This window comes from Stappia sp. ABD4_338 (genome assembly GCF_056312175.1).
Window position 1 is genome coordinate 544,834 of record NZ_CM149982.1, and the last position, 17,445, is coordinate 562,278.

The following is a 17,445-nucleotide window of genomic DNA, read 5'->3' on the forward strand; positions in this document are numbered from 1 at the left end:
GTCGTGCCCGGCCACTGACTGCTGACAGGGAGACGTGCGATGGCGACCCAGAAGACCCGGCGCAAGATCCTCGATACCTTTCTGGAGCTTCTCGGCGAACACGGCTGGTCCGGCTTCGAGATGGCCGAACTCGCGGGTGCCGCCGACGTGAAGCTCTCGGTGCTCAGGGGCGAGTTTCCCGACAAGACGGCCTGCGTGCGCGCCTTCCTGTCGGAGGTCGACCAGAAAGTGCTCGACCGTGTCGATCCCGACATGGCGGACGAACCGGCGCGCGATCGCCTCTTCGACGTCCTGATGACGCGTCTCGACATCATGTCCGCCTGCAAGCCGGCGATCCGCGCGATCGGTGTCGCGGCGCGTCGCGATCCCGCCCTTGCGCTCCGACTCAACCGGGAACTTGCGACCTCCGCGCGCTGGATGCTGACGGCGGCGGGCATTCCGGCCTCGGGGCTGCGTGCCGGCATGATGGCGCAGGGACTGGTCGTCGCCTTCTCCCGGGTCATCGATGTCTGGCTCGAAGACGAGGACCCGGGGCTGGCCCGGACCATGGCGGCGCTCGACCGGCAGCTCGACGAGGGAGAGAGCTGGATGGGGCGGATCGACAAGGTCGAACGGATGGTCTCGCCGCTTTTCAGGCGTGCCTTCGGAGCACGCTCCCCGAAAGGGACGCGCGCGCAGGAGAGCGACACCCCGGAGGCCGGAGAGCCGGCCGCTCCCGCGGCGTAAAGGCCCTCGCGGACGACCGGCGTTCGCTCAGGTCGGGATGCGCACCCTCGCCATCAGCCCGCCGAGGTCGGAGCTTTCGCCAAGAACCAGGTCGCCGCCATGGGCGCGCACGACGTCGCGCGCGATGGCGAGGCCCAGCCCGCTGCCGCCGGCATCCCGGTTGCGCGCCTGGTCGAGCTGGTAGAAGGGGCGGAAGACGTTCTCCCGCTCCTCCTCTGGAATGCCCGGGCCGTCATCCTCGATCACGATGGTGAGCCAGCCGTCCGCGTTGCGGCCCTCGATGCGCACGTGCTTGCCGAAGCGAGCCGCGTTGGTGGCGAGATTGGTGAGCGCGCGCTTGAAGGCGAGTGCCTTGAGCGTGACCACCGGTGCGCCGGTGAAGCTCGAGGAGGCTTCCGCGCCCACGATCTCCGCCTCCGCTTCAAGGTCCTCCAGCACGAGTGCCACGTCTGTCGGGGTCGGCTGCTCATCGCCCTCGCCACGGGCGAAGGCGAGATAGTCCTCCAGCATGGTCTTCATCTCGTCCACGTCGCGCTGAAGGGCGCGCACTTCCTCGCTGTCGGGAAAGAGCGCGAGCTGAAGCCGGAAGCGCGTGAGAATGGTGCGCAGGTCGTGGCTGACGCCGGCGAGCATTGCCGTGCGCTGCTCGATCTGGCGCTCGATGCGCCGCCGCATCTCGATGAAGGCCTGGGCGGCGCGGCGCACCTCGCGTGCGCCCGACGGGCGGAAACTGTCGATGGGGCGTCCCTTGCCGAAGCTCTCGGCGGCGGTTGCGAGCTTCTCGACGGGCCTTGTCTGGTTGCGCAGGAACAGCAGCGCGATGATCATCAACACCAGGGAGGTCGAGACCATCCACACGATGAAGAAATGCGAATTGGACGCGTAGGTCTGGCTGCGGCGCGCGATGACGCGCAGCGTGTGCCGCTCGAGCTGGATACGGATCTCGACGAAACTGGACCGCCCGACCGTGTCGATCCAGAAGGGCCGGCCGATGCGCTGGCTGATCTGCTGCGACAGGTAGCGATCGACGATGTCGAAGAAGGGCTTGGGTCGAGGTGGCGGCAGGGGCTCCAGCGGCAGGATGGTGACGGTGAGGTCGAGATTGGCGCGGGCGAGGGTCGTCAGCCGCTCCAGATCCTCCTCCTCGGGATAATCGCGGATGAGTTCGGCCAGCATGGCGATGTCGCGGACGACCGAGTCGGACAGGCGCTGAGTGACCAGATTGTAGTGGCGCTCCATGAACACGAAGGCGAGCACGGCCTGCATGATGACGAGCGGCACCACGAGAATGAGCAGCGTGCGCGGAAACAGGCCCTTGGGACTGTGCCGGTAGAGCGTGCGCGCTATCCAGCGGTAGGGCACCGCAAGAAGGGCAAGGAGGCGCGCGAGCGGGGCGGGAAGGGGGAGGCGGACCGCGCGGATCCACTCGCCCAGCCACCGGAGCGCGGCCGTCAGTCGCATACGAGCCGGTAGCCGATCCCGCGCACCGTCTGCAGGTAGAGCGGATTGCCCGGATCGGTCTCGATCTTGCGGCGCAGGCGGTTGATCTGCACGTCGACGGTGCGCTCGCCAAGGCCGCTGTCATCGCCGACGATTTCCGTGCGCGGCACGGTCTCGTTCGGCTTGTCGGCGAAGATCGCCAGGATTTCCTTCTCCCGGTCGGTGAGACGCACGGACTCCTCCCCCTTGCGCAATTCGCGCCGGGTGGCGTCGAAGATGAAGGGGCCGAAACGGATGTCGGCCGGAACCGGGGCGTCCGCTGTGGTGTGTCGGCGCAGGATGGCGCGGATGCGCAGCAGGAGTTCGCGCGGTTCGAACGGCTTGACCAGATAATCGTCGGCGCCGGCCTCCAGCCCCGCGATACGGTCGGACGCATCGGAGCGGGCGGTCAGCATCAGGATCGGCACCTCGCTGGTCGCGCGAAGGCTTGCGGCGAGGTCGAGCCCGCTTTCGCCCGGCATCATCACGTCCACCACCAGAAGGTCGAAGGCAAGGCCCTCGAGTTGGCGCCGGGCCTCGGCGGCGGTCGCGGCGGCGGTGATCCGGAAGCCGTTCTCGCTCAGGAAGCGGCGCAGCAGGGTGCGGATGCGGGTGTCGTCATCCACGAGCAGAAGGTGCGGCGCGTCGTCTTCCGGCGGCCTGGATACGGTTGCGCGTGGCTCTTGCATGTCACCGGTCGTCGGCATTGGGTCCTCAGCCGTGATCGATCAGGGAGGCGACGCCGGCGCGCTGGTCGGCATCGATCATGTGGAACAGGAACTGACGCGCCACGTCGCGGGCGTCCTCCGGCATGGCTTCCAGCGCCCGTCGGATACGCAGCGCCTGAAGGTCGGTCAGCCGGCCCGCGAGTTCGCGGCCGCGCTCCGTGGGATAGAGCAACCGTTCGCGCCGATCCTGCGGGCCGGGCCGCTGGACGATGAAATCCTCCTCGACAAGCTGTTTGAGCACGCGGGCCAGCGACTGTTTGGTGATGCGCAGGATGGACAGGAGATCGCTCACCCTGAGGCCGGGATTCCTGGTGACGAAATGCAGCACCCTGTGATGCGCCCTCCCGAAACCGTATTCGGCCAGAACCGCGTCCGGATCGCCGGTGAAATCGCGATAGGCGAAGAACAGGAGTTCGATGAGATCCACGGCGGAATCGCGGGATTCCGCGCCCTCGTCGACCATGCGTGCAGCCTCCGACTCCGGTTGTGAGAAATTTAAGTCAGCCATATTGACTTATATCCGACCGATTGTTACACGTTGGAGGTCTTCTGCGAAACGATCGTACGTCATCGCCCGCCAGGCATGGTAGATGTTGTCCTTTGGCTTTGCAGAGCATGATCCTCCCGGTCGCGATATCGCCCTTGGGGCCGTGCCGCCCCGCGGGTCCGTCACCATACAAAGTCCTGACGGAACGCGCAAAAGGCTGATGTGGCGCTCAAGGGAGGCGAACCGGGAAAGCGACGATGCGGCAAGACCCGCATCGCGAAGGCAAACGCAGGCGGGATGGAGCCCGCCCCAGGATCGGGAGTTAAGACGAGATGGCGATCCCATTCGATCAACATGAAGGCCAGATCTGGTACGACGGCGCGTTCGTGCCCTGGGCGGATGCGAAGCTGCATGTGCTGAGCCACGGCCTGCACTACGCCAGCGCCGTGTTCGAGGGTGAGCGGGCCTATGGCGGCGAGGTGTTCAAGCTCGGCGAGCATACCGACCGCCTGCACGAATCCGCTCGTCTGCTCGGCTTCGAGATCCCCTATTCGGCCGAAACGATCAACGACGCGACCCGCGAGCTCCTGAAGCGCGGCAACCTCGTCGACGCCTATGTGCGTCCGATTGCCTGGCGTGGCAGCGAGATGATGGGCGTGTCGGCCCAGCACAATACGATCCATCTCGCGATTGCCGCATGGGAGTGGCCGAGCTACTTCGATCCGGAGCAGCGTCTCAAGGGCATCCGCCTCGACATGGCGCCCTACCGTCGTCCGGATCCGGCGACCGCGCCGAGCCGGTCCAAGGCGGCCGGTCTCTACATGATCTGCACGATCTCCAAGCACGAGGCCGAGCGCAAGGGCTATGCCGATGCGCTGATGCTCGACTGGCGCGGCCATGTGGCCGAGGCGACCGGCGCCAACGTGTTCTTCACCAAGGAAGGCCGTATCCACACGCCGACGCCGGATTGTTTCCTCGACGGCATCACGCGACGCACGGTCATCGACCTGGCCAAGCGCCGTGGCATCGAGGTCGTCGAGCGCACGATCCTGCCGGAGGAGTTGTCGGGCTTCGAGGCCTGCTTCCTTACCGGAACGGCGGCGGAAGTGACGCCGGTGTCGGAGATCGCCGACTTCTCGTTCCAGGTGGACGACATCACGCGCACGCTGATGACCGACTACACGGCCGAGGTGACGCCGAGCAGCGAGGCGCGTCTGGCCGCCGCAGGCTGATACGCGGACGTTTCCGGAGACACGACTTCGGGTCGTGAATTCCGTGCCATCAAAATGCCGTCGCGATGTCCGACATCGCGACGGCATTTGTTTTTGGGGCGCGACACGATCGGAGGGCCGCCCTCGTCCCGCCGGCTCCCCTTGGAGTGAATGACGCGGATGGTCTCTTTTTCAGGACGCTTTCCTTCCTCACGACGCTTCTGGAGCGTGGCCTGCGTGACGCTCGCCCTCGTGCTCGCCGCCCTGGGCCTGGCAGCCTGGCGCGCGCCTCAGCTCTTCATTCTCGCCGGTGAGGGCTTTCCGGGGCCGGTATGGCCGGCTGCGGGTACCTATTCTCTGGTCGAGGGAGCCTCGGGGATGGTCGACCCGCCTCCCGCCGAGGCCCCGCCCGCGGCGGTACGGGTGCGCCTTGCGGAAAGCGAGGGGCGCGCGCTTCTCATGGAGCGTGGAGGCGTTCTTCGGCGTGAGGTCTATCTTGGCGGCGTTGACCGCGATACACGGCTGAATTCCTATTCCCTGGTCAAGAGCCTGGTGGGAGCGCTGGTTCTGCGGGCGGTCGCGGACGGGAAGATCGACGGCCTCGAAACGCGGCTGAGGGCGGTTCTCGGAGCCCGCGCGCCGGATGTCTCCGTCGGCGATGTGCTCACCATGTCCAGCGGCTTGGCGATGTCACCCGAGCCGCCGAAAACCGGCATGGCCTCCGCCGATGATCACGCGTTTTCGCCCTTCGGTCCGCTGGCGAGGATCCATGCCTACGGTATCGAAGCGGTGATGGCCGACCTGCGGGTCGATCCGGAAATGGCGGGCGAGTTCCACTATCAAAGCGCCAATACCGCGTTGCTCGGCCTGATGCTGGAACGTGTCTATGACATGCCCCTGCCGGAGCTGCTGTCGTCGCTGATCTGGAAACCCGCCGGGGCGGCCGATGCATGGTGGCGCAAATATCCCGCAGGCGAGGGCGTGTCCGCCTATTGCTGCCTCTATGCGCGGCCTCTGGACTGGGTCCGGGTAGGGCGCTTCCTGCTGGACAACGGCACGCCGGAGAGTCCGTTCCTGCCGGAAGCCTTGTGGCGGGACCTTCTGTTGCCCGACCTGGCCCCGCAGGCGCGCCGGCAAGGCGTTTATGGCGATCAGGTCCGCCATGACGTGCTGGACCGCCCGGACGCGGCACTTCACGGAGCCTTTGCCTATTTCTCCGGCCTCGATGGCCAGACGGTCTATTTCCTGCCCGCACAGGACGCGGTCGTCGTGCGCTTCGGTGCCCGGATGCAGCTTCTGCATTCCACGCTCTACGAACTCTTTCCCGACGGGTGAAACGCAAACGGGGCCGCCACCGGCCGCCCCGCTTGCGTTCTTGCCGCAGAGGTTTCGCAAGGCTTGTTCAGGGCTTGAACATGCGCCCGCGCTCGGTGACCGCCACGACGACCAGGGCGCTGATCGAGAACAGGGCGAAGCCTGCCGTCAGAGGCAGGACCGTTCCGTCATAATGGCTGGACACCAGATAGCCGAGCAGCGCGCCACCGCTCGTGGTGACGAAGCCGATGATGGCCGCGCCCGTTCCCGCGACCCGGCCGAGGGGCTCCATGGCAATGGCGTTGAAGTTCGGGCCGATCATGCCGAAGGCGAAGATGCCGAGAATCAGCAGGCCCGCGAAGGCGACGAGGCTGGTGCCCCAGGTGGCGGCGACGACAACCTGGGTCAGGCTGACCAGAACGTAGAACACCAACGCCACGTGGGAGAGCGGACGCAGGCCGATGCGTTCGACCACGGAAGCGCTGAAGAAGGACGAGATCGCCAGCGCGATACCGGTCATCGCGAACATCACCGGGAACAGCGACCCCAGCCCGAAGGTTTCCACGAAAACCTGCTGGGCGGAGGCGATGAAGGCGAACAGCGCTCCGATGATGAAGGTCAGTGCCAGCATGTAGCCGACGCTGGTGCGCGTCCTCAAGACGGTGGCGAAGGCGCCGGTCATCTCGCGGACGGAGAAGGGGCTGCGTTCCTCGGCGGGCAGGGTTTCGCCCAGGCGCGCTCCGCCCCAGGCAAAGAGGATGAAGCCGCAGATCGCCAGCACCAGGAAGATCGAGCGCCATTCGCCGAAGAGCAGGATCGCCTGACCCACGGAGGGCGCCAGAACCGGCACGGTCATGAACACCATCATGACGAGCGACATGACCTTGCCCATGCGGGCGCCGGAGTAGCTGTCCCGCACCATGGCGACCGCGACGATGCGTGGCGCGGCGCAGCCGATGCCCTGCAACAGCCGGCTGAGAAGCAACTGGTCCATTGTCTGGGCGAAGGTGGAGAGCACGGCGGCGGCCGTGTAGAGCACGAGCCCGGTGAGCAGGACCGTGCGCCGGCCGTACAGATCCGACAGGGTGCCGCAGACAAGCTGCGCACAGCCGAACCCGAGCAGATAGACGATGACGACCTTCTGCCGCTCGTTGGGATCGGAGACCATGAGATCGCGGGCGATGTCGCCGAGAGCGGGCAGCATGATGTCCGTCGCGAGCGCGTTCAGCGCCATCAGCGCGGCGGCAATCGCAACGAATTCGCGAAAGGAAAGTCCGTGACGCGGTCTTTGGCCGCCGGTTGTCGCGGTCATGTCGGCGCCGGCAATCGCGGCGGAGGAGGAACTGGGTGGCATGTCGTATCCAGACTGGCGTCACGCCGCCGCGCTGCGGGACAGGCCGCGAGCGCGCGATGCGACACGAAGGCGTACCGTGGGGCGAATGAAATCGACCGGACGGGAGAGGGGCCGCAGCGAAAGGCGCGAAAAGCGGGGCGGCGACCGAGGTTGCTTCAGTCTTCGGCCGGTTTTCGCTCCGGGTCAAGGCACGGTTTTCTGACAGGCCCCTTCGCGAGGCGTGCCCGGGTGCCCTTGCTACCCCTTGTCCGGGGAAGAAACCGACCAGCGGTCCGCGTCGGCCAGGTCGGCTTCGCGCGCATCCACCCAGGTGCCGCTGCTGCCGTCCTTCATGTGGGTCTTCTTCCAGAAGGGCGCGCGGGTCTTGAGGAAGTCCATGAGGAATTCAGCCGCCTCGAAGGCCGCGCGACGGTGGCGCGAGGTGGCGGCGACGAAGACGATGTTGGCGCCCGGCGCAATACGGCCGTGGCGGTGGATCGCGGTCAATCCGTCGAGCGGCCAGCGCCCCGCGGCCTGCTCGGCGATGCGGCGGATTTCGGCTTCCGCCATGCCCGGATAGTGTTCAAGCTCCAGCGCGTCGAGCGTGCCGTCCTCGTCGCGACACAGGCCCGTGAAGGTCACGACCGCGCCGATGTTGGCATGGCCGGCCGTCATGCGCGCGACTTCTGCGGCCGGATCGAAATCCTCCGCCTGGATGCGTACGAGAATGTCGGCAACAGGTCCGCTCACGACGTGCTCCGCTCAGCCGCCGGTCATGGGCGGAAACAGGGCCGCCTCGCGCGCGCCGGCAAGCGGCGCGTCATGCTCCACATGCTCCTGGTCGAGCGCGACGCGAATGGTATCGCGGTCCTCGAGGGCATGGGCATGCGACTCGTCGCGCGTCGCCAGCCAGTCGATCAAACCGGCGACGGTCGTTACCGTGTCGGGCAGGTCGATCGTCTCGGCGTCGACGCCGACGCGTTCGCGCACCCAGGCGAAGTAACGGATCTGCATGGCGTTTCCTCAAGCGTGCTCTGCGCGCCGACGGGAGCTCCAAGGAGGATGCCCTAGTCGCTCATCAGGTGGCCGATGCCGGCGCGGAAATAGTCGTAGCCGGTATATAGGGTCAGCACGGCGGCGACCCAAAGGGCGGTCAGGCCGATCAGTTCGGTGCCCGGCAGGACCGCCTCGCCTGCGGGGCCGGCAAGCAGGAACGCCATGGCGACGAGTTGCACCGTGGTCTTCCACTTCGCAAGCTTGGTCACCGGGACGCTGACGCGCAGGTCGGCCAGGAACTCGCGCAGGCCCGAGACCAGGATCTCGCGGCACAGGATGATGGCGGCCGCGATCATCGACCAGCCGCCGATGTCTCCCTTGCCGACCAGCAGAAGCAGGCAGACGGCGACGAGCAGCTTGTCGGCGATCGGGTCGAGCATCTGCCCGAGGCGGGACTGCTGCTGCCACGCGCGCGCCAGATAGCCGTCGAAGAAGTCGGTGATCGCCGCGATGACGAAGATCGCCAGCGCGCTCCATCGGGCGCCGTGACCCTGGAAGTCGGGCGTCAGACACACCATGACCGCCGGTACGGCGAGAATCCGCCCGTAGGTCAGGATGTTGGGAAGGCTCCAGACGTGGGATCGCGACATCGTGTGAACAGGCTCGCGGGTTGCCGGGAAGGACGGTCCGTTGCGAACCTTCAACCATGTGCGGCGGGTCCCGTCAATCTGCCTGCGGCCCGCGCGAGGAATTGGATGGGACCAGCCCGGCCTTCCTTTTGCCGGCAAGCGGTACTGGAACCCGCGTCTCCCCGAGGGCAAGGATCGTATCGGAAGAAACCAACCATGAAGCAGGGAACGGATCACGGCATGGCGGAAAGAAAGAACGCTCTGGGACAGCCGATCGGGGAGGAACTGGCGGGCTGGAGCGCTCGGCCGCGGCCGCCCCGCACGCCCATGCAGGGTCGGCTTTGTCGCCTCGAGGCTTTCGATGCCAAACGTCATGCGGCCGATCTCTTCGCGGCCTACCGGATCGACACGGAAGGACGCAACTGGACCTATCTCGCCTATGGGCCGTTCGAGACGCTGGAGGCGTTCACGGCCTTCGCCGAGAAGACCTACACCGGCGAGGATCCTCACTTCCACGTGATCGTCGACAAGGAGACCGGCAAGGCCGTGGGGGTTGCCAGTTACCTGCGCATCGATCCGGCCTGCGGCGTGGTCGAGGTCGGCCACATCCATTTTTCGCCGCTGATGCAGGGCAAGCCAATCGCGACCGAGGCCATGTACCTGATGATGGCGCGTGTTTTCGACGAGCTTGGCTATCGGCGCTACGAGTGGAAATGCGACGCGCTCAATGCGCCTTCGCAGGCGGCGGCCCGGCGCCTCGGTTTCACGTTCGAGGGCGTGTTCCGTCAGGCGACGATCTACAAGGGGCGCAACCGCGACACGGCCTGGTATTCGCTCCTCGACAGCGAGTGGCCGGCACTCAGGCAGGCTTTCGAGGCGTGGCTCGACCCGGAGAACTTCGATGCCGGGGGACAGCAGCGCCAGCGCCTGGCGGACCTGCGGCCAAGGACCTGAAGCGGCTTGCAAATCAGGCGGGCAGGGGATCAGCCGAACAGGCGTTCGCCCTGCTCGTCGACGATCTGGCGCCCCTTGCGCATGGCGAACTCGGCGGCCTCGTCGGCGCTCGGCAGGAGGTCGGCCCGGATGAAGGCGTGTTCCTGGCGGGTGCCGTCGGCGCCCTCGCGAGAGATCGTGCCGGCCACCTGCCACTGGCCGTCACGCTGTGTCGGTGCCGGGGTGATGAGGAATCCCTTGTGCTCTTCGGCCTTGAAGCGGGCCTTGCCGCCGGAGCCGGTGTTTGAGCCGCCGCCGAACAGTCCGCCAAGCCACTTGCCAAGCCCCATGGGTCGTCTCCCGCCGTTTCGTGTGTACCTTTAAGGGTATAACGGTCCCGTTCGCGGGACACCAGCCGCGCGGGACCCGCGCCTATTCGTGGAAGTGGTCGTAAATCGTGCGGGCGACGGACTCCGACACGCCGTCCACGGCCATGAGGTCGGAGATGCCGGCCTTGGAGACGGCCTTTGCGGTGCCGAAATGGCGCAGCAGCGCGCGCTTGCGGGCCGGGCCGATGCCGGCGATCTCGTCGAGCGGGCTCTTCGCGATGTCCTTCTTGCGCCGCGCCCTGTGGGAGCCGATGGCGAAGCGGTGCGCCTCGTCGCGTAGGCGCTGGACGAAGTAGAGCACCGGATCGCGCTCGGGCAGCATGAAAGCGTCGCGGCCGGGGATGAAGAACTTCTCCCGTCCCGCATCCCGGTCGGGTCCCTTGGCGATGCCGACGAGAGGGACGTCGTCGATCCCCAGGCTCTCAAGCGTCTCGCGCGCCGCATTGAGCTGGCCGAGACCGCCGTCGATGAAGACGAGATCCGGCCAGGCGGGCATGGTCGCCGTGTCGGCGGCCGCATCGGGCTCGCTTTCCGTCACGGGCGCGTCCACGGTCGCCGCAAGCGAAAGCGGTGCTCCCGGCTTTTCCGCTTCCGCCGCCTCGCTCGCGCGCGCCGCCTCGCGTGCATGGCGCAGCGACGGACGGTCCTCGGCGTGTTCCTTCAGCAGGCGCGAGAAGCGCCGGGTCAGGACCTCGCGCATCATGCCGTAGTCGTCGCCGGGAACGAGGTCTTCCGACTTGATGTTGAACTTGCGGTACTGGCCCTTGGCAAATCCTTCGGCCCCGGCGACGATCATGCCGCCGACCGCGTTTGTGCCCATGATGTGGGAGTTGTCGTAGACCTCGATGCGATCCGGCGTGCGCTCCAGCCCGAAGACCTCCGCGACACCCTTGAGAAGGCGAGCCTGGCTGCTCGTCTCGGCCAGCCTGCGGCCGAGCGCCTCGCGGGCGTTCCGGATGGCATGTTCGACCAGCTCGCGTTTCTCGCCACGCTGCGGCACCGCGACCTCGACCCGGTGACCTGCCCGCTCGGCGAGGGCGGTGGCCAGAAGCTCACGCTCCTCCACGTCATGGGACAGCAGGATCAGGCGGGGGGCCGGCTTGTCGTCATAGAACTGGGCAAGGAAGCTCTCCAGAACCTCCGCCTCGTTCATGGATCGGTCGGCACGGGGAAACTGGGCGTGATTGCCCCAGTTCTGCCCCGTGCGGAAGAAGAACACCTGCACGCAGGTCTGTCCGCCTTCCTGATGGACGGCGAAGACGTCGGCCTCGACCACGGTCTGCGGATTGATGCCCTGGTGCGACTGGACGTGGGAGAGAGCGGCCAGCCGGTCGCGGTAGATGGCCGCGCTCTCGAAGTCGAGATTGGCCGAGGCCTGCTCCATCTGCGCGGCCAGCTCCTTCTTGATGATCTGGCTGCGGCCGGACAGGAACGCCTTCGCCTCGGCGACGAGCCCGGCATAGTCCTCCAGCGAGATCTCGCCGGTGCAGGGGGCCGCGCACCGCTTGATCTGGTGCAGCAGGCAGGGCCGTGATCGATTGGCGTAGTAGCTGTCGGTGCAGTTGCGCACCAGAAACGCCTTCTGCAGCGCATTGATCGTGCCGTTGACCGCGCCGGCGGAGGCGAAGGGGCCGAAATAGCTGCCCTTGCGCCGGCGTGCGCCGCGATGCTTGACGAGCGCGGGGGCCTCGTGATCGCCGGTCAGGAGGATGTAGGGAAAGGACTTGTCGTCGCGCAGCAGCACGTTGAAGCGCGGCCGGAGGCGCTTGATGAGGTTCGCCTCGAGCAGGAGCGCTTCCGTCTCCGTGCGGGTGGTGACGAACTCCATCGAGGCGGTGGAGAGAATCATCCGCATGATGCGGTTGGACTGCCCCTGAAGGCGCGTGTAGCTGGTCACGCGTTTCTTGAGCGAGCGGGCCTTGCCCACGTAGAGCACGTTGCCCTCGCCATCGAGCATCCGGTAGACGCCGGGCGCGAACGGCAGGCGGCGCACGAAATGCGCGATGACCTCGACGCCGCGCGCGTCAGGCCCGAGCGGTGTCGGCGAGGCCTCGGGAGCGTCGGGCGTTTCGTCCTGCGGATGTTCCGGTTTCATTCCACCATGCCTACGACGTCGGGCGTCTCCCAGGCAAGATGCTGACCACCGTCGAGGGCGATCATCTGTCCCGTGATCGAGGGGGTTTCCCACAGGAAGCGGATGGTGCGGGCGAATTCATCGAGCCCGGGGCCACGGCGAAGGGGCACCGCCGCGACCTGCTTGGCGAAATCCTCCGGCTGCTGGCGGATGTTCGCGAGCGTCGGGCCGGGGCCGATGGCGTTGACCCGGATGCGCGGGGCAAGACCCTGGGCCATGGTCTGCGTCGCGCTCCACAGCGCCGCCTTGGACAGCGTGTAGGAGAAAAACTGGGGCGTGGGCTTCCAGACGCGCTGGTCGATCACATTGACGATGAGGCCCTCGAGGCCGGCGGGCAGGGCGTTTGCCATCTCCTGGGCAAGGAAGACCGGAGTGCGCGTGTGGATCGCCTGATGCGCCTCGTAGCGCTCGAGCGTGAGCGAACCGATCTCGTCGGGCTCGAACAGTGAGGCGCTGTTGACCAGGAGACGGACGGGGCCAAGTGCCTTCGCGGCGTCATGCGCGACACGCGCGGGGGCGTCGGCGCGGGTAAGGTCAGCCTGCACGACGGCGGCCTCGCCGCCACTTTCGCGAATGTCGCGGGCGAGAGCCTCGCCCTCCTCGCGTGACGTGTTGACGTGGATCGCCACGGCGAAGCCGCTCGCGGCAAGGTCCTTGACGATCGCGCGCCCGATCCGGCGTGCGCCGCCGGTCACCAGCGCGACGGGCATTGAGGCGGCCCCGCCGGAGCCGTCTGTGTCGTGGCGGTCCATGTCGCTTCTCCTCCCGGGATGGCGCCGGCGAGATCACGCCGGTCGTGCCGTTGTCCTACGCGGTGTTGGTCACGACGGATCGTGAGGTCACCGACTTCTCGCTCAGATGGATTTTCCGAGCTGGAACACGGCAAGGATGTAGGAAGCGTAGAGAGCGCACAAGACCAGTCCGAGAGGCCAGCGGATCGTGGTGCGGAACCAAGCGAAGGCGAGAACCAGAACGCCGGCGGCCAGCATGACCCAAACGTCGAGTGCCAGCACCTCCTGGGGAATGTCGATGGGCACGACAACCGCCGTGATGCCCATGATTGCCACCAGGTTGAAGATGTTGGACCCGATGACGTTGCCGAGCGCAACGGCCGCATGGCCGCGAACGGCGGCCATCAGCGAGGTCATCAGCTCCGGCAGCGAAGTGCCGAGCGCGACCACGGTCAGTCCGATCACGGCATCGGACACGCCCCAGCTTCGGGCCAGGGCCGAGGCCCCCTCGATGGTGAAATGCGCGCCGAGAGGCAGGCCGATCAGGCCGAGCACGACGAAAAGAATGGCGAGCATCGGGCTTTCCGGCACGCCTTCGACTTCCTCGAACGGGGTCTCTCCGCCGCAGCAGGCATCGTCACCGGGTGCGGTTTCCGGGGACCCGCCGCCGGTGCTTACGCCTGCGTCGGCAAATGCCGCCGCGCCATTGGCGGCGCGGTGCTTGCGGGTCGCACGCACGGATTCATACAGAAACAGGGCAAGCAGGACGAGCAGAAGCACGCCGTCGAGGCGCGAGATCGGCGACATGAAGCACATCGCCACGAAGACGATGCTGATGCCGACCATGATGAGCGCGTTGCGGGTGGCGCCGTCCTCGCGACAGTTGGTGGCCGCGAACAGTGCCGGCAGACCGAGCACGGCGAGCACATTGGCGATGTTGGAGCCAACCACGTTGCCGACCGCGATGCCGGGCAACCCGTCCAGGGCGGCATTGAGCGAGATGACAAGCTCGGGGGCGCTCGTGCCGAAGGCGACGATGGTCAGGCCGATGACGAGGGTGGGAATGCCGAGTTTCTCGGCGATACCCACGGCACCGCGCACCAGCACGTCGCCCGCGACGATGAGAACAACGAGACCGCCAAGCAGGCTGACATAGTCGATTATCATGAACCCTGGACTACCCGGACGGTGCAAGATGAGGGCGGCGGGACCGAACGGGTCGACCCCCGCGCGATACGCCTCCGGTGCCCCCCGGGCACGCCCCGCCCCTATATATGCATTCACCCCTTGATGAAAAGACCGAGCGTGGCCGCCGGGATGCAGGGCTGCAGGCGGCGCATGGTAACCGACTGGTTACCATGACAGGCAAGAAAGTCGCGATTGCCCGCATTTCTCCTCATTTCCTGACTGCCATTGCCACATTCAATCGCCATATCAGATGGGCTGGGGGCGCGGATGGTTTGTGCCATTCGACCGAGATCCACGTTGTAACGGAGTATTCGCATGAAGCGTCTAGCAGCTGCCGGCATGACCTTTGCCGTCGCCATCGCCGCGGCCGCGACGGCTCAGGCGGCCGACCTTCCGCAGCCGGCCGAGACCTACACCTACACCGATCCGGTTCCGGCCGAGCGATTCGACTGGTCGGGGTTCTATTTCGGTGGTCATCTGGGCTGGAACTGGTCTGAATTCGAGACGTCCAACGGCGTCACCGGGCGCTTTACCAATCGTGACAGCGGTGTCATGGGCGGTGTGCACGCCGGTTACAACTACATGCTGTCGCCGAACTTCCTGCTCGGTGCCGAGGCCGACTTCAGCCTGAGCGACATCGACAAGACCCGCAATGTCGCCGGTGTGAACTACAACACCTCGAGCGACTGGAACGGCACCGTGCGCGCACGCGCCGGCTGGGCCTTCGACCGCTTCATGGTGTTCGGTACCGGTGGTCTTGCCATCGCGGACGTCGAAGCCAAGGCAAACGGCATTTCGGACAGCAAGACCAAGGTCGGCTGGGCCGCCGGTGCCGGTATCGAAGGTGCCGTGACCCAGAACGTCACAGCGCGTCTGGAATACATGTACCAGGACTACGGCAGCGAGACCTTCTCGCTCGGCGGTCAGGCCTACAAGACGGACCTCAACAACAATCAGGTCCGCTTCGGCATGAGCTACAAGTTCTGATGCATTGTCCGGGCTCGCCCCGGACAGGCGCCCCGGCGCTGAACGACGATACCAAGGGGACCGGCAAGCCGGTCCCCTTTTTCGTGTCCGCTTGCCTGCTGCCATCGCCGCCCCTAACCTTCGCGGCCAGGAGCGACATGAAGGGGTGGGGCAGGGTGTGAGCAGCGGCAATGCGGTCGGGACGGCGTCAGCCGCGCATGGCGCGCCGGTGGCCGGGCTTCCCATGTATGACTGGCCGGAGCTTCGCGACCTGAACGACCGCTGGTGGTCCGTGTTGCGCGACGCGTTGCGCGAGGAGGGCTTCGCCGCGCCGGATGCGCTTGCCCGCGCGCTTTCGCTCGAGGATCTCTGGCTGCATCCGGGGCTGCTTGTCGGGCAGACCTGCGGTCTTCCCTATGTGCGTCATCTGCAAGGTCGTGTGGACCTTCTTGGCGCGCCGGCCTATCGCCTGTCCGGCTGCCGCCCCGGCCACTATTGCAGCGTTGTGGTGGTGCGCGCCGACGACGATGTCGGGGAGCTTTCCGGCCTGCGCGGATGCCGGCTTGCGTTCAACCATCCAGGATCGCAGTCCGGCGAGGGCGCCTTGCGCCACATGGTTGCGCCCCTGGCCGGGGGAGCCCCGTTCTTCTCGCAGGTGCTCGCCACGGGCTCGCACCGCGCCGCCCTTCGGGCGGTGGCGGACGGGGCCGCCGATGCGGCTGCCATCGATGCGGTGAGCTTCGAGCTTGCGCGCCTGCATGAACCGGCGACTGGCAAACTTCGGGTGCTTGTGAGGACGCCGGAAACCCCGGGCCTGCCTCTCATCACGGCCTCGCGTTCACCTCGCGAGGTCGAGAAGTTGCGCAGCGCGGTTGCCCTGTCCATCGGGCAACTCGACGCGGGAACCCGCGCCGGGCTGCTTCTCGAGGGCTTCGTCCCCTTCACGCCGGACGACTACCGGGTGATCTCCGGGCGCGACGCGGGAGCGGCCGCGCTCGGCTATCCGGATCTGGCGTGAGCGTTGCCGATCAGGGCTTGAAGCGGGTCTGGTCGTAGGAGGGCACCGCCGCCTCGAAGGCCGCCAGCCAGGCGACAAGCCGGGGATGCTCGGTCCGCCAGGTGCCCTCGAAGCGCAGGTCCAGGTACCCGAGCGCGCAGGCGAGGGCGATCTGTCCCGCATCGGGGATTTCTCCGTCCGCCATCGTCGCGGGCGGTGTCGCTTCGAGCGCTGCAAGACCCCGGCGCACCTTGTCCGCCTGGTAGGCGAGCCAGTCCGGATCGCGACGCTCCTCGGGCCGGAAGCGGGCCTCATAAACCTGCAGGATGGAGGCATCCATGATGCCGTTGGCCAGTGCCTGCAGGGTCAGCACGTCGAAGCGCGACGGCCCCTGCGGCAGCACCTTTCCCCCACCCGCGAGATGGTCGAGATACTCCACGATCACGCGGCTGTCGTAGAGCGCCTTGCCGTCATCGAGCACCAGGGCGGGGATCTTCCCGAGCGGATTCTGCTTGCGGATGGTGTCGTTGGGGTCGGTCGTATCGGTCATCTCAACCGTGATCCGGTCGCTCAGGCCGAGCACGGCTGCGGCGATCTTGGCCTTGCGGCCAAAGGGGGAGGCGGGCGAGGAACGAAGAACGGGCATGACGAAGTGGTCCTGACTTGTGCGGCCTGGAGGTCCCTGAACCTGGCAGGCATGTCGGGTGGCGGGAACAGCGCGGTTTCACTGCAGGCCGGCGCCGTCTCGTGTGGTGGGTGGCGAAGAAAACGCCGCCGCGGTTCGCGCTGGTTAACGCGAGATTGCATTGAAACCCAAGCAATTGAAAATCTGCAAGGCTTTCAGCGCGTTCTTGAGAAAAATTGACAGCGGTCGGGTAAGATCCCGTTAAGGGGCTGTTTCTAGCGTCGTTCCGTCGCCCGTGGCGAGTGAACGAAGGACCGGGACATGCGCCTCTCTCTTGCCTCCCCACTGTCGGCGCTGATGAAATCGGCGGTTCTGATGGCCGTTTTCTATGCGCTGTCGGTCCCCGCGCTCGCTCCGCTGCGCCCGGAGGCGATCGACGTTCCCATGTCGCGCTATCATGACGCCGTGAACGCGGTCTTCCGCGACACGAGCCCCAGTCTTGCCGCCGTGACGGATCCGCTGCGGATGGCGCCGCGGCAGTTGCGCAGCCGGTTCGACGGGGCATTGCGCAAGTAGGCC

20 protein-coding genes are annotated in these 17,445 nt (G+C 66.7%); 7 read left to right on the forward strand and 13 right to left on the reverse strand.

The window, feature by feature from the left end; all coding sequences use genetic code 11:
- The first annotated feature begins 39 nt into the window (after nucleotides 1–39).
- Nucleotides 40–726 carry a TetR/AcrR family transcriptional regulator gene (locus ACYX4S_RS02390; RefSeq protein WP_476361748.1) on the forward strand — a complete coding sequence of 229 codons (687 nt, stop codon included), beginning with the start codon at nucleotides 40–42 and terminating at the stop codon, nucleotides 724–726.
- Nucleotides 727–753: 27 nt separating this feature from the next.
- On the opposite strand, the gene ACYX4S_RS02395 is transcribed toward ACYX4S_RS02390, so the two are convergent.
- The 3 genes from ACYX4S_RS02395 to ACYX4S_RS02405 are packed head-to-tail and all read right to left on the reverse strand — an operon-like array spanning nucleotide 754 to nucleotide 3,396.
- Nucleotides 754–2,187 carry an ATP-binding protein gene (locus ACYX4S_RS02395; RefSeq protein ID WP_476361749.1) on the reverse strand — a complete coding sequence of 478 codons (1,434 nt, stop codon included), beginning with the start codon at nucleotides 2,185–2,187 and terminating at the stop codon, nucleotides 754–756.
- Nucleotides 2,178–2,912 (reverse strand): response regulator, encoded by a 735-nt coding sequence (locus ACYX4S_RS02400; RefSeq protein WP_476361750.1) that lies wholly within the window; start codon nucleotides 2,910–2,912, stop codon nucleotides 2,178–2,180. Before ACYX4S_RS02400 ends, ACYX4S_RS02395 begins: the two co-directional genes overlap by 10 nt.
- Nucleotides 2,913–2,919: 7 nt before the next feature.
- A complete protein-coding gene (locus ACYX4S_RS02405) occupies nucleotides 2,920–3,396 on the reverse strand; it encodes a MarR family winged helix-turn-helix transcriptional regulator (protein WP_293718197.1) in 477 nt (158 codons plus the stop codon).
- A gap of 356 nt (nucleotides 3,397–3,752) precedes the next feature.
- Between ACYX4S_RS02405 and ACYX4S_RS02410 the strand changes: the two genes are divergently transcribed.
- Both ACYX4S_RS02410 and ACYX4S_RS02415 read left to right on the forward strand, forming a co-directional pair.
- The gene (locus ACYX4S_RS02410; RefSeq protein ID WP_476361751.1) at nucleotides 3,753–4,652 is read left to right on the forward strand and encodes a branched-chain amino acid aminotransferase; all 900 of its coding nucleotides are present in this window, start codon (nucleotides 3,753–3,755) and stop codon (nucleotides 4,650–4,652) included.
- Nucleotides 4,653–4,868: 216 nt separating this feature from the next.
- Complete coding sequence (locus tag ACYX4S_RS02415) at nucleotides 4,869–5,966, forward strand: serine hydrolase domain-containing protein (protein ID WP_476361752.1); 1,098 nt, start codon at nucleotides 4,869–4,871, stop codon at nucleotides 5,964–5,966.
- Nucleotides 5,967–6,033: 67 nt separating this feature from the next.
- Here the strand turns inward: ACYX4S_RS02415 and ACYX4S_RS02420 are convergent, their stop codons facing one another.
- The 4 genes from ACYX4S_RS02420 to pgsA form a co-directional block, all read right to left on the reverse strand.
- On the reverse strand, nucleotides 6,034–7,299 hold the full coding sequence (locus tag ACYX4S_RS02420) for a multidrug effflux MFS transporter (RefSeq protein ID WP_476361753.1): 1,266 nt from the start codon (nucleotides 7,297–7,299) through the stop codon (nucleotides 6,034–6,036).
- Between the two features lie 237 nt (nucleotides 7,300–7,536).
- Nucleotides 7,537–8,028 carry a molybdenum cofactor biosynthesis protein MoaE gene (locus tag ACYX4S_RS02425; protein WP_476361754.1) on the reverse strand — a complete coding sequence of 164 codons (492 nt, stop codon included), beginning with the start codon at nucleotides 8,026–8,028 and terminating at the stop codon, nucleotides 7,537–7,539.
- A gap of 12 nt (nucleotides 8,029–8,040) precedes the next feature.
- Complete coding sequence (moaD, locus tag ACYX4S_RS02430; protein WP_476361755.1) at nucleotides 8,041–8,292, reverse strand: molybdopterin converting factor subunit 1; 252 nt, start codon at nucleotides 8,290–8,292, stop codon at nucleotides 8,041–8,043.
- 53 nt (nucleotides 8,293–8,345) lie between these two features.
- Nucleotides 8,346–8,924: a CDP-diacylglycerol--glycerol-3-phosphate 3-phosphatidyltransferase gene (gene pgsA, locus ACYX4S_RS02435; RefSeq protein WP_293717868.1), complete on the reverse strand. Its 579-nt coding sequence runs from the start codon at nucleotides 8,922–8,924 to the stop codon at nucleotides 8,346–8,348.
- A 195-nt stretch (nucleotides 8,925–9,119) separates the two neighbouring features.
- Here pgsA and ACYX4S_RS02440 point away from each other — a divergent pair, with 195 nt between their 5' ends.
- A complete protein-coding gene (locus ACYX4S_RS02440) occupies nucleotides 9,120–9,857 on the forward strand; it encodes a GNAT family N-acetyltransferase (protein WP_476361756.1) in 738 nt (245 codons plus the stop codon).
- A gap of 29 nt (nucleotides 9,858–9,886) precedes the next feature.
- Here ACYX4S_RS02440 and ACYX4S_RS02445 read toward each other — a convergent pair whose 3' ends face one another.
- From ACYX4S_RS02445 to ACYX4S_RS02465, 5 genes are all read right to left on the reverse strand, one after another.
- Nucleotides 9,887–10,186, reverse strand: coding sequence for an HlyU family transcriptional regulator (locus ACYX4S_RS02445; RefSeq protein WP_476361757.1), 300 nt, complete (start codon nucleotides 10,184–10,186; stop codon nucleotides 9,887–9,889).
- Nucleotides 10,187–10,268: 82 nt separating this feature from the next.
- The gene (uvrC, locus tag ACYX4S_RS02450; protein WP_476361758.1) at nucleotides 10,269–12,320 is read right to left on the reverse strand and encodes an excinuclease ABC subunit UvrC; all 2,052 of its coding nucleotides are present in this window, start codon (nucleotides 12,318–12,320) and stop codon (nucleotides 10,269–10,271) included.
- A complete protein-coding gene (locus tag ACYX4S_RS02455; protein ID WP_476361759.1) occupies nucleotides 12,317–13,111 on the reverse strand; it encodes an SDR family oxidoreductase in 795 nt (264 codons plus the stop codon). The genes uvrC and ACYX4S_RS02455 overlap by 4 nt, the downstream gene beginning before the upstream one ends.
- A 102-nt stretch (nucleotides 13,112–13,213) precedes the next feature.
- Entirely contained in the window at nucleotides 13,214–14,257 is a 1,044-nt protein-coding gene (locus tag ACYX4S_RS02460) for a calcium/sodium antiporter (protein ID WP_476361760.1), read from the reverse strand.
- Nucleotides 14,258–14,370: 113 nt separating this feature from the next.
- A complete protein-coding gene (locus tag ACYX4S_RS02465; protein WP_293717856.1) occupies nucleotides 14,371–14,559 on the reverse strand; it encodes a hypothetical protein in 189 nt (62 codons plus the stop codon).
- A gap of 34 nt (nucleotides 14,560–14,593) precedes the next feature.
- On the opposite strand from ACYX4S_RS02465, the gene ACYX4S_RS02470 reads away from it, so the two are divergent.
- Together ACYX4S_RS02470 and ACYX4S_RS02475 are read left to right on the forward strand one after the other, a co-directional pair.
- Entirely contained in the window at nucleotides 14,594–15,265 is a 672-nt protein-coding gene (locus tag ACYX4S_RS02470) for an outer membrane protein (protein WP_476361761.1), read from the forward strand.
- Nucleotides 15,266–15,422: 157 nt separating this feature from the next.
- On the forward strand, nucleotides 15,423–16,262 hold the full coding sequence (locus ACYX4S_RS02475) for a phosphate/phosphite/phosphonate ABC transporter substrate-binding protein (protein ID WP_476361762.1): 840 nt from the start codon (nucleotides 15,423–15,425) through the stop codon (nucleotides 16,260–16,262).
- Nucleotides 16,263–16,272: 10 nt separating this feature from the next.
- Here the strand turns inward: ACYX4S_RS02475 and ACYX4S_RS02480 are convergent, their stop codons facing one another.
- A complete protein-coding gene (locus ACYX4S_RS02480; RefSeq protein ID WP_476361763.1) occupies nucleotides 16,273–16,887 on the reverse strand; it encodes a glutathione S-transferase family protein in 615 nt (204 codons plus the stop codon).
- Nucleotides 16,888–17,187: 300 nt separating this feature from the next.
- Here ACYX4S_RS02480 and ACYX4S_RS02485 point away from each other — a divergent pair, with 300 nt between their 5' ends.
- Nucleotides 17,188–17,442: a hypothetical protein gene (locus ACYX4S_RS02485; RefSeq protein WP_476361764.1), complete on the forward strand. Its 255-nt coding sequence runs from the start codon at nucleotides 17,188–17,190 to the stop codon at nucleotides 17,440–17,442.
- The last annotated feature ends 3 nt before the right edge of the window (nucleotides 17,443–17,445 follow it).

Bases quoted from the DNA above. Each gene is read 5' to 3' on its own strand.
- ACYX4S_RS02390 (WP_476361748.1), top strand. From the start codon at position 40: ATGGCGACCCAGAAGACCCGGCGCAAGATCCTCGATACCTTTCTGGAG.
- ACYX4S_RS02395 (WP_476361749.1), bottom strand. From the start codon at position 2,187: ATGCGACTGACGGCCGCGCTCCGGTGGCTGGGCGAGTGGATCCGCGCG.
- ACYX4S_RS02400 (WP_476361750.1), bottom strand. From the start codon at position 2,912: ATGCCGACGACCGGTGACATGCAAGAGCCACGCGCAACCGTATCCAGG.
- ACYX4S_RS02405 (WP_293718197.1), bottom strand. From the start codon at position 3,396: ATGGTCGACGAGGGCGCGGAATCCCGCGATTCCGCCGTGGATCTCATC.
- ACYX4S_RS02410 (WP_476361751.1), top strand. From the start codon at position 3,753: ATGGCGATCCCATTCGATCAACATGAAGGCCAGATCTGGTACGACGGC.
- ACYX4S_RS02420 (WP_476361753.1), bottom strand. From the start codon at position 7,299: ATGCCACCCAGTTCCTCCTCCGCCGCGATTGCCGGCGCCGACATGACC.
- moaD (WP_476361755.1), bottom strand. From the start codon at position 8,292: ATGCAGATCCGTTACTTCGCCTGGGTGCGCGAACGCGTCGGCGTCGAC.
- pgsA (WP_293717868.1), bottom strand. From the start codon at position 8,924: ATGTCGCGATCCCACGTCTGGAGCCTTCCCAACATCCTGACCTACGGG.
- ACYX4S_RS02440 (WP_476361756.1), top strand. From the start codon at position 9,120: ATGAAGCAGGGAACGGATCACGGCATGGCGGAAAGAAAGAACGCTCTG.
- ACYX4S_RS02445 (WP_476361757.1), bottom strand. From the start codon at position 10,186: ATGGGGCTTGGCAAGTGGCTTGGCGGACTGTTCGGCGGCGGCTCAAAC.
- uvrC (WP_476361758.1), bottom strand. From the start codon at position 12,320: ATGAAACCGGAACATCCGCAGGACGAAACGCCCGACGCTCCCGAGGCC.
- ACYX4S_RS02455 (WP_476361759.1), bottom strand. From the start codon at position 13,111: ATGGACCGCCACGACACAGACGGCTCCGGCGGGGCCGCCTCAATGCCC.
- ACYX4S_RS02460 (WP_476361760.1), bottom strand. From the start codon at position 14,257: ATGATAATCGACTATGTCAGCCTGCTTGGCGGTCTCGTTGTTCTCATC.
- ACYX4S_RS02465 (WP_293717856.1), bottom strand. From the start codon at position 14,559: ATGGCACAAACCATCCGCGCCCCCAGCCCATCTGATATGGCGATTGAA.
- ACYX4S_RS02470 (WP_476361761.1), top strand. From the start codon at position 14,594: ATGAAGCGTCTAGCAGCTGCCGGCATGACCTTTGCCGTCGCCATCGCC.
- ACYX4S_RS02480 (WP_476361763.1), bottom strand. From the start codon at position 16,887: ATGCCCGTTCTTCGTTCCTCGCCCGCCTCCCCCTTTGGCCGCAAGGCC.
- ACYX4S_RS02485 (WP_476361764.1), top strand. From the start codon at position 17,188: ATGCGCCTCTCTCTTGCCTCCCCACTGTCGGCGCTGATGAAATCGGCG.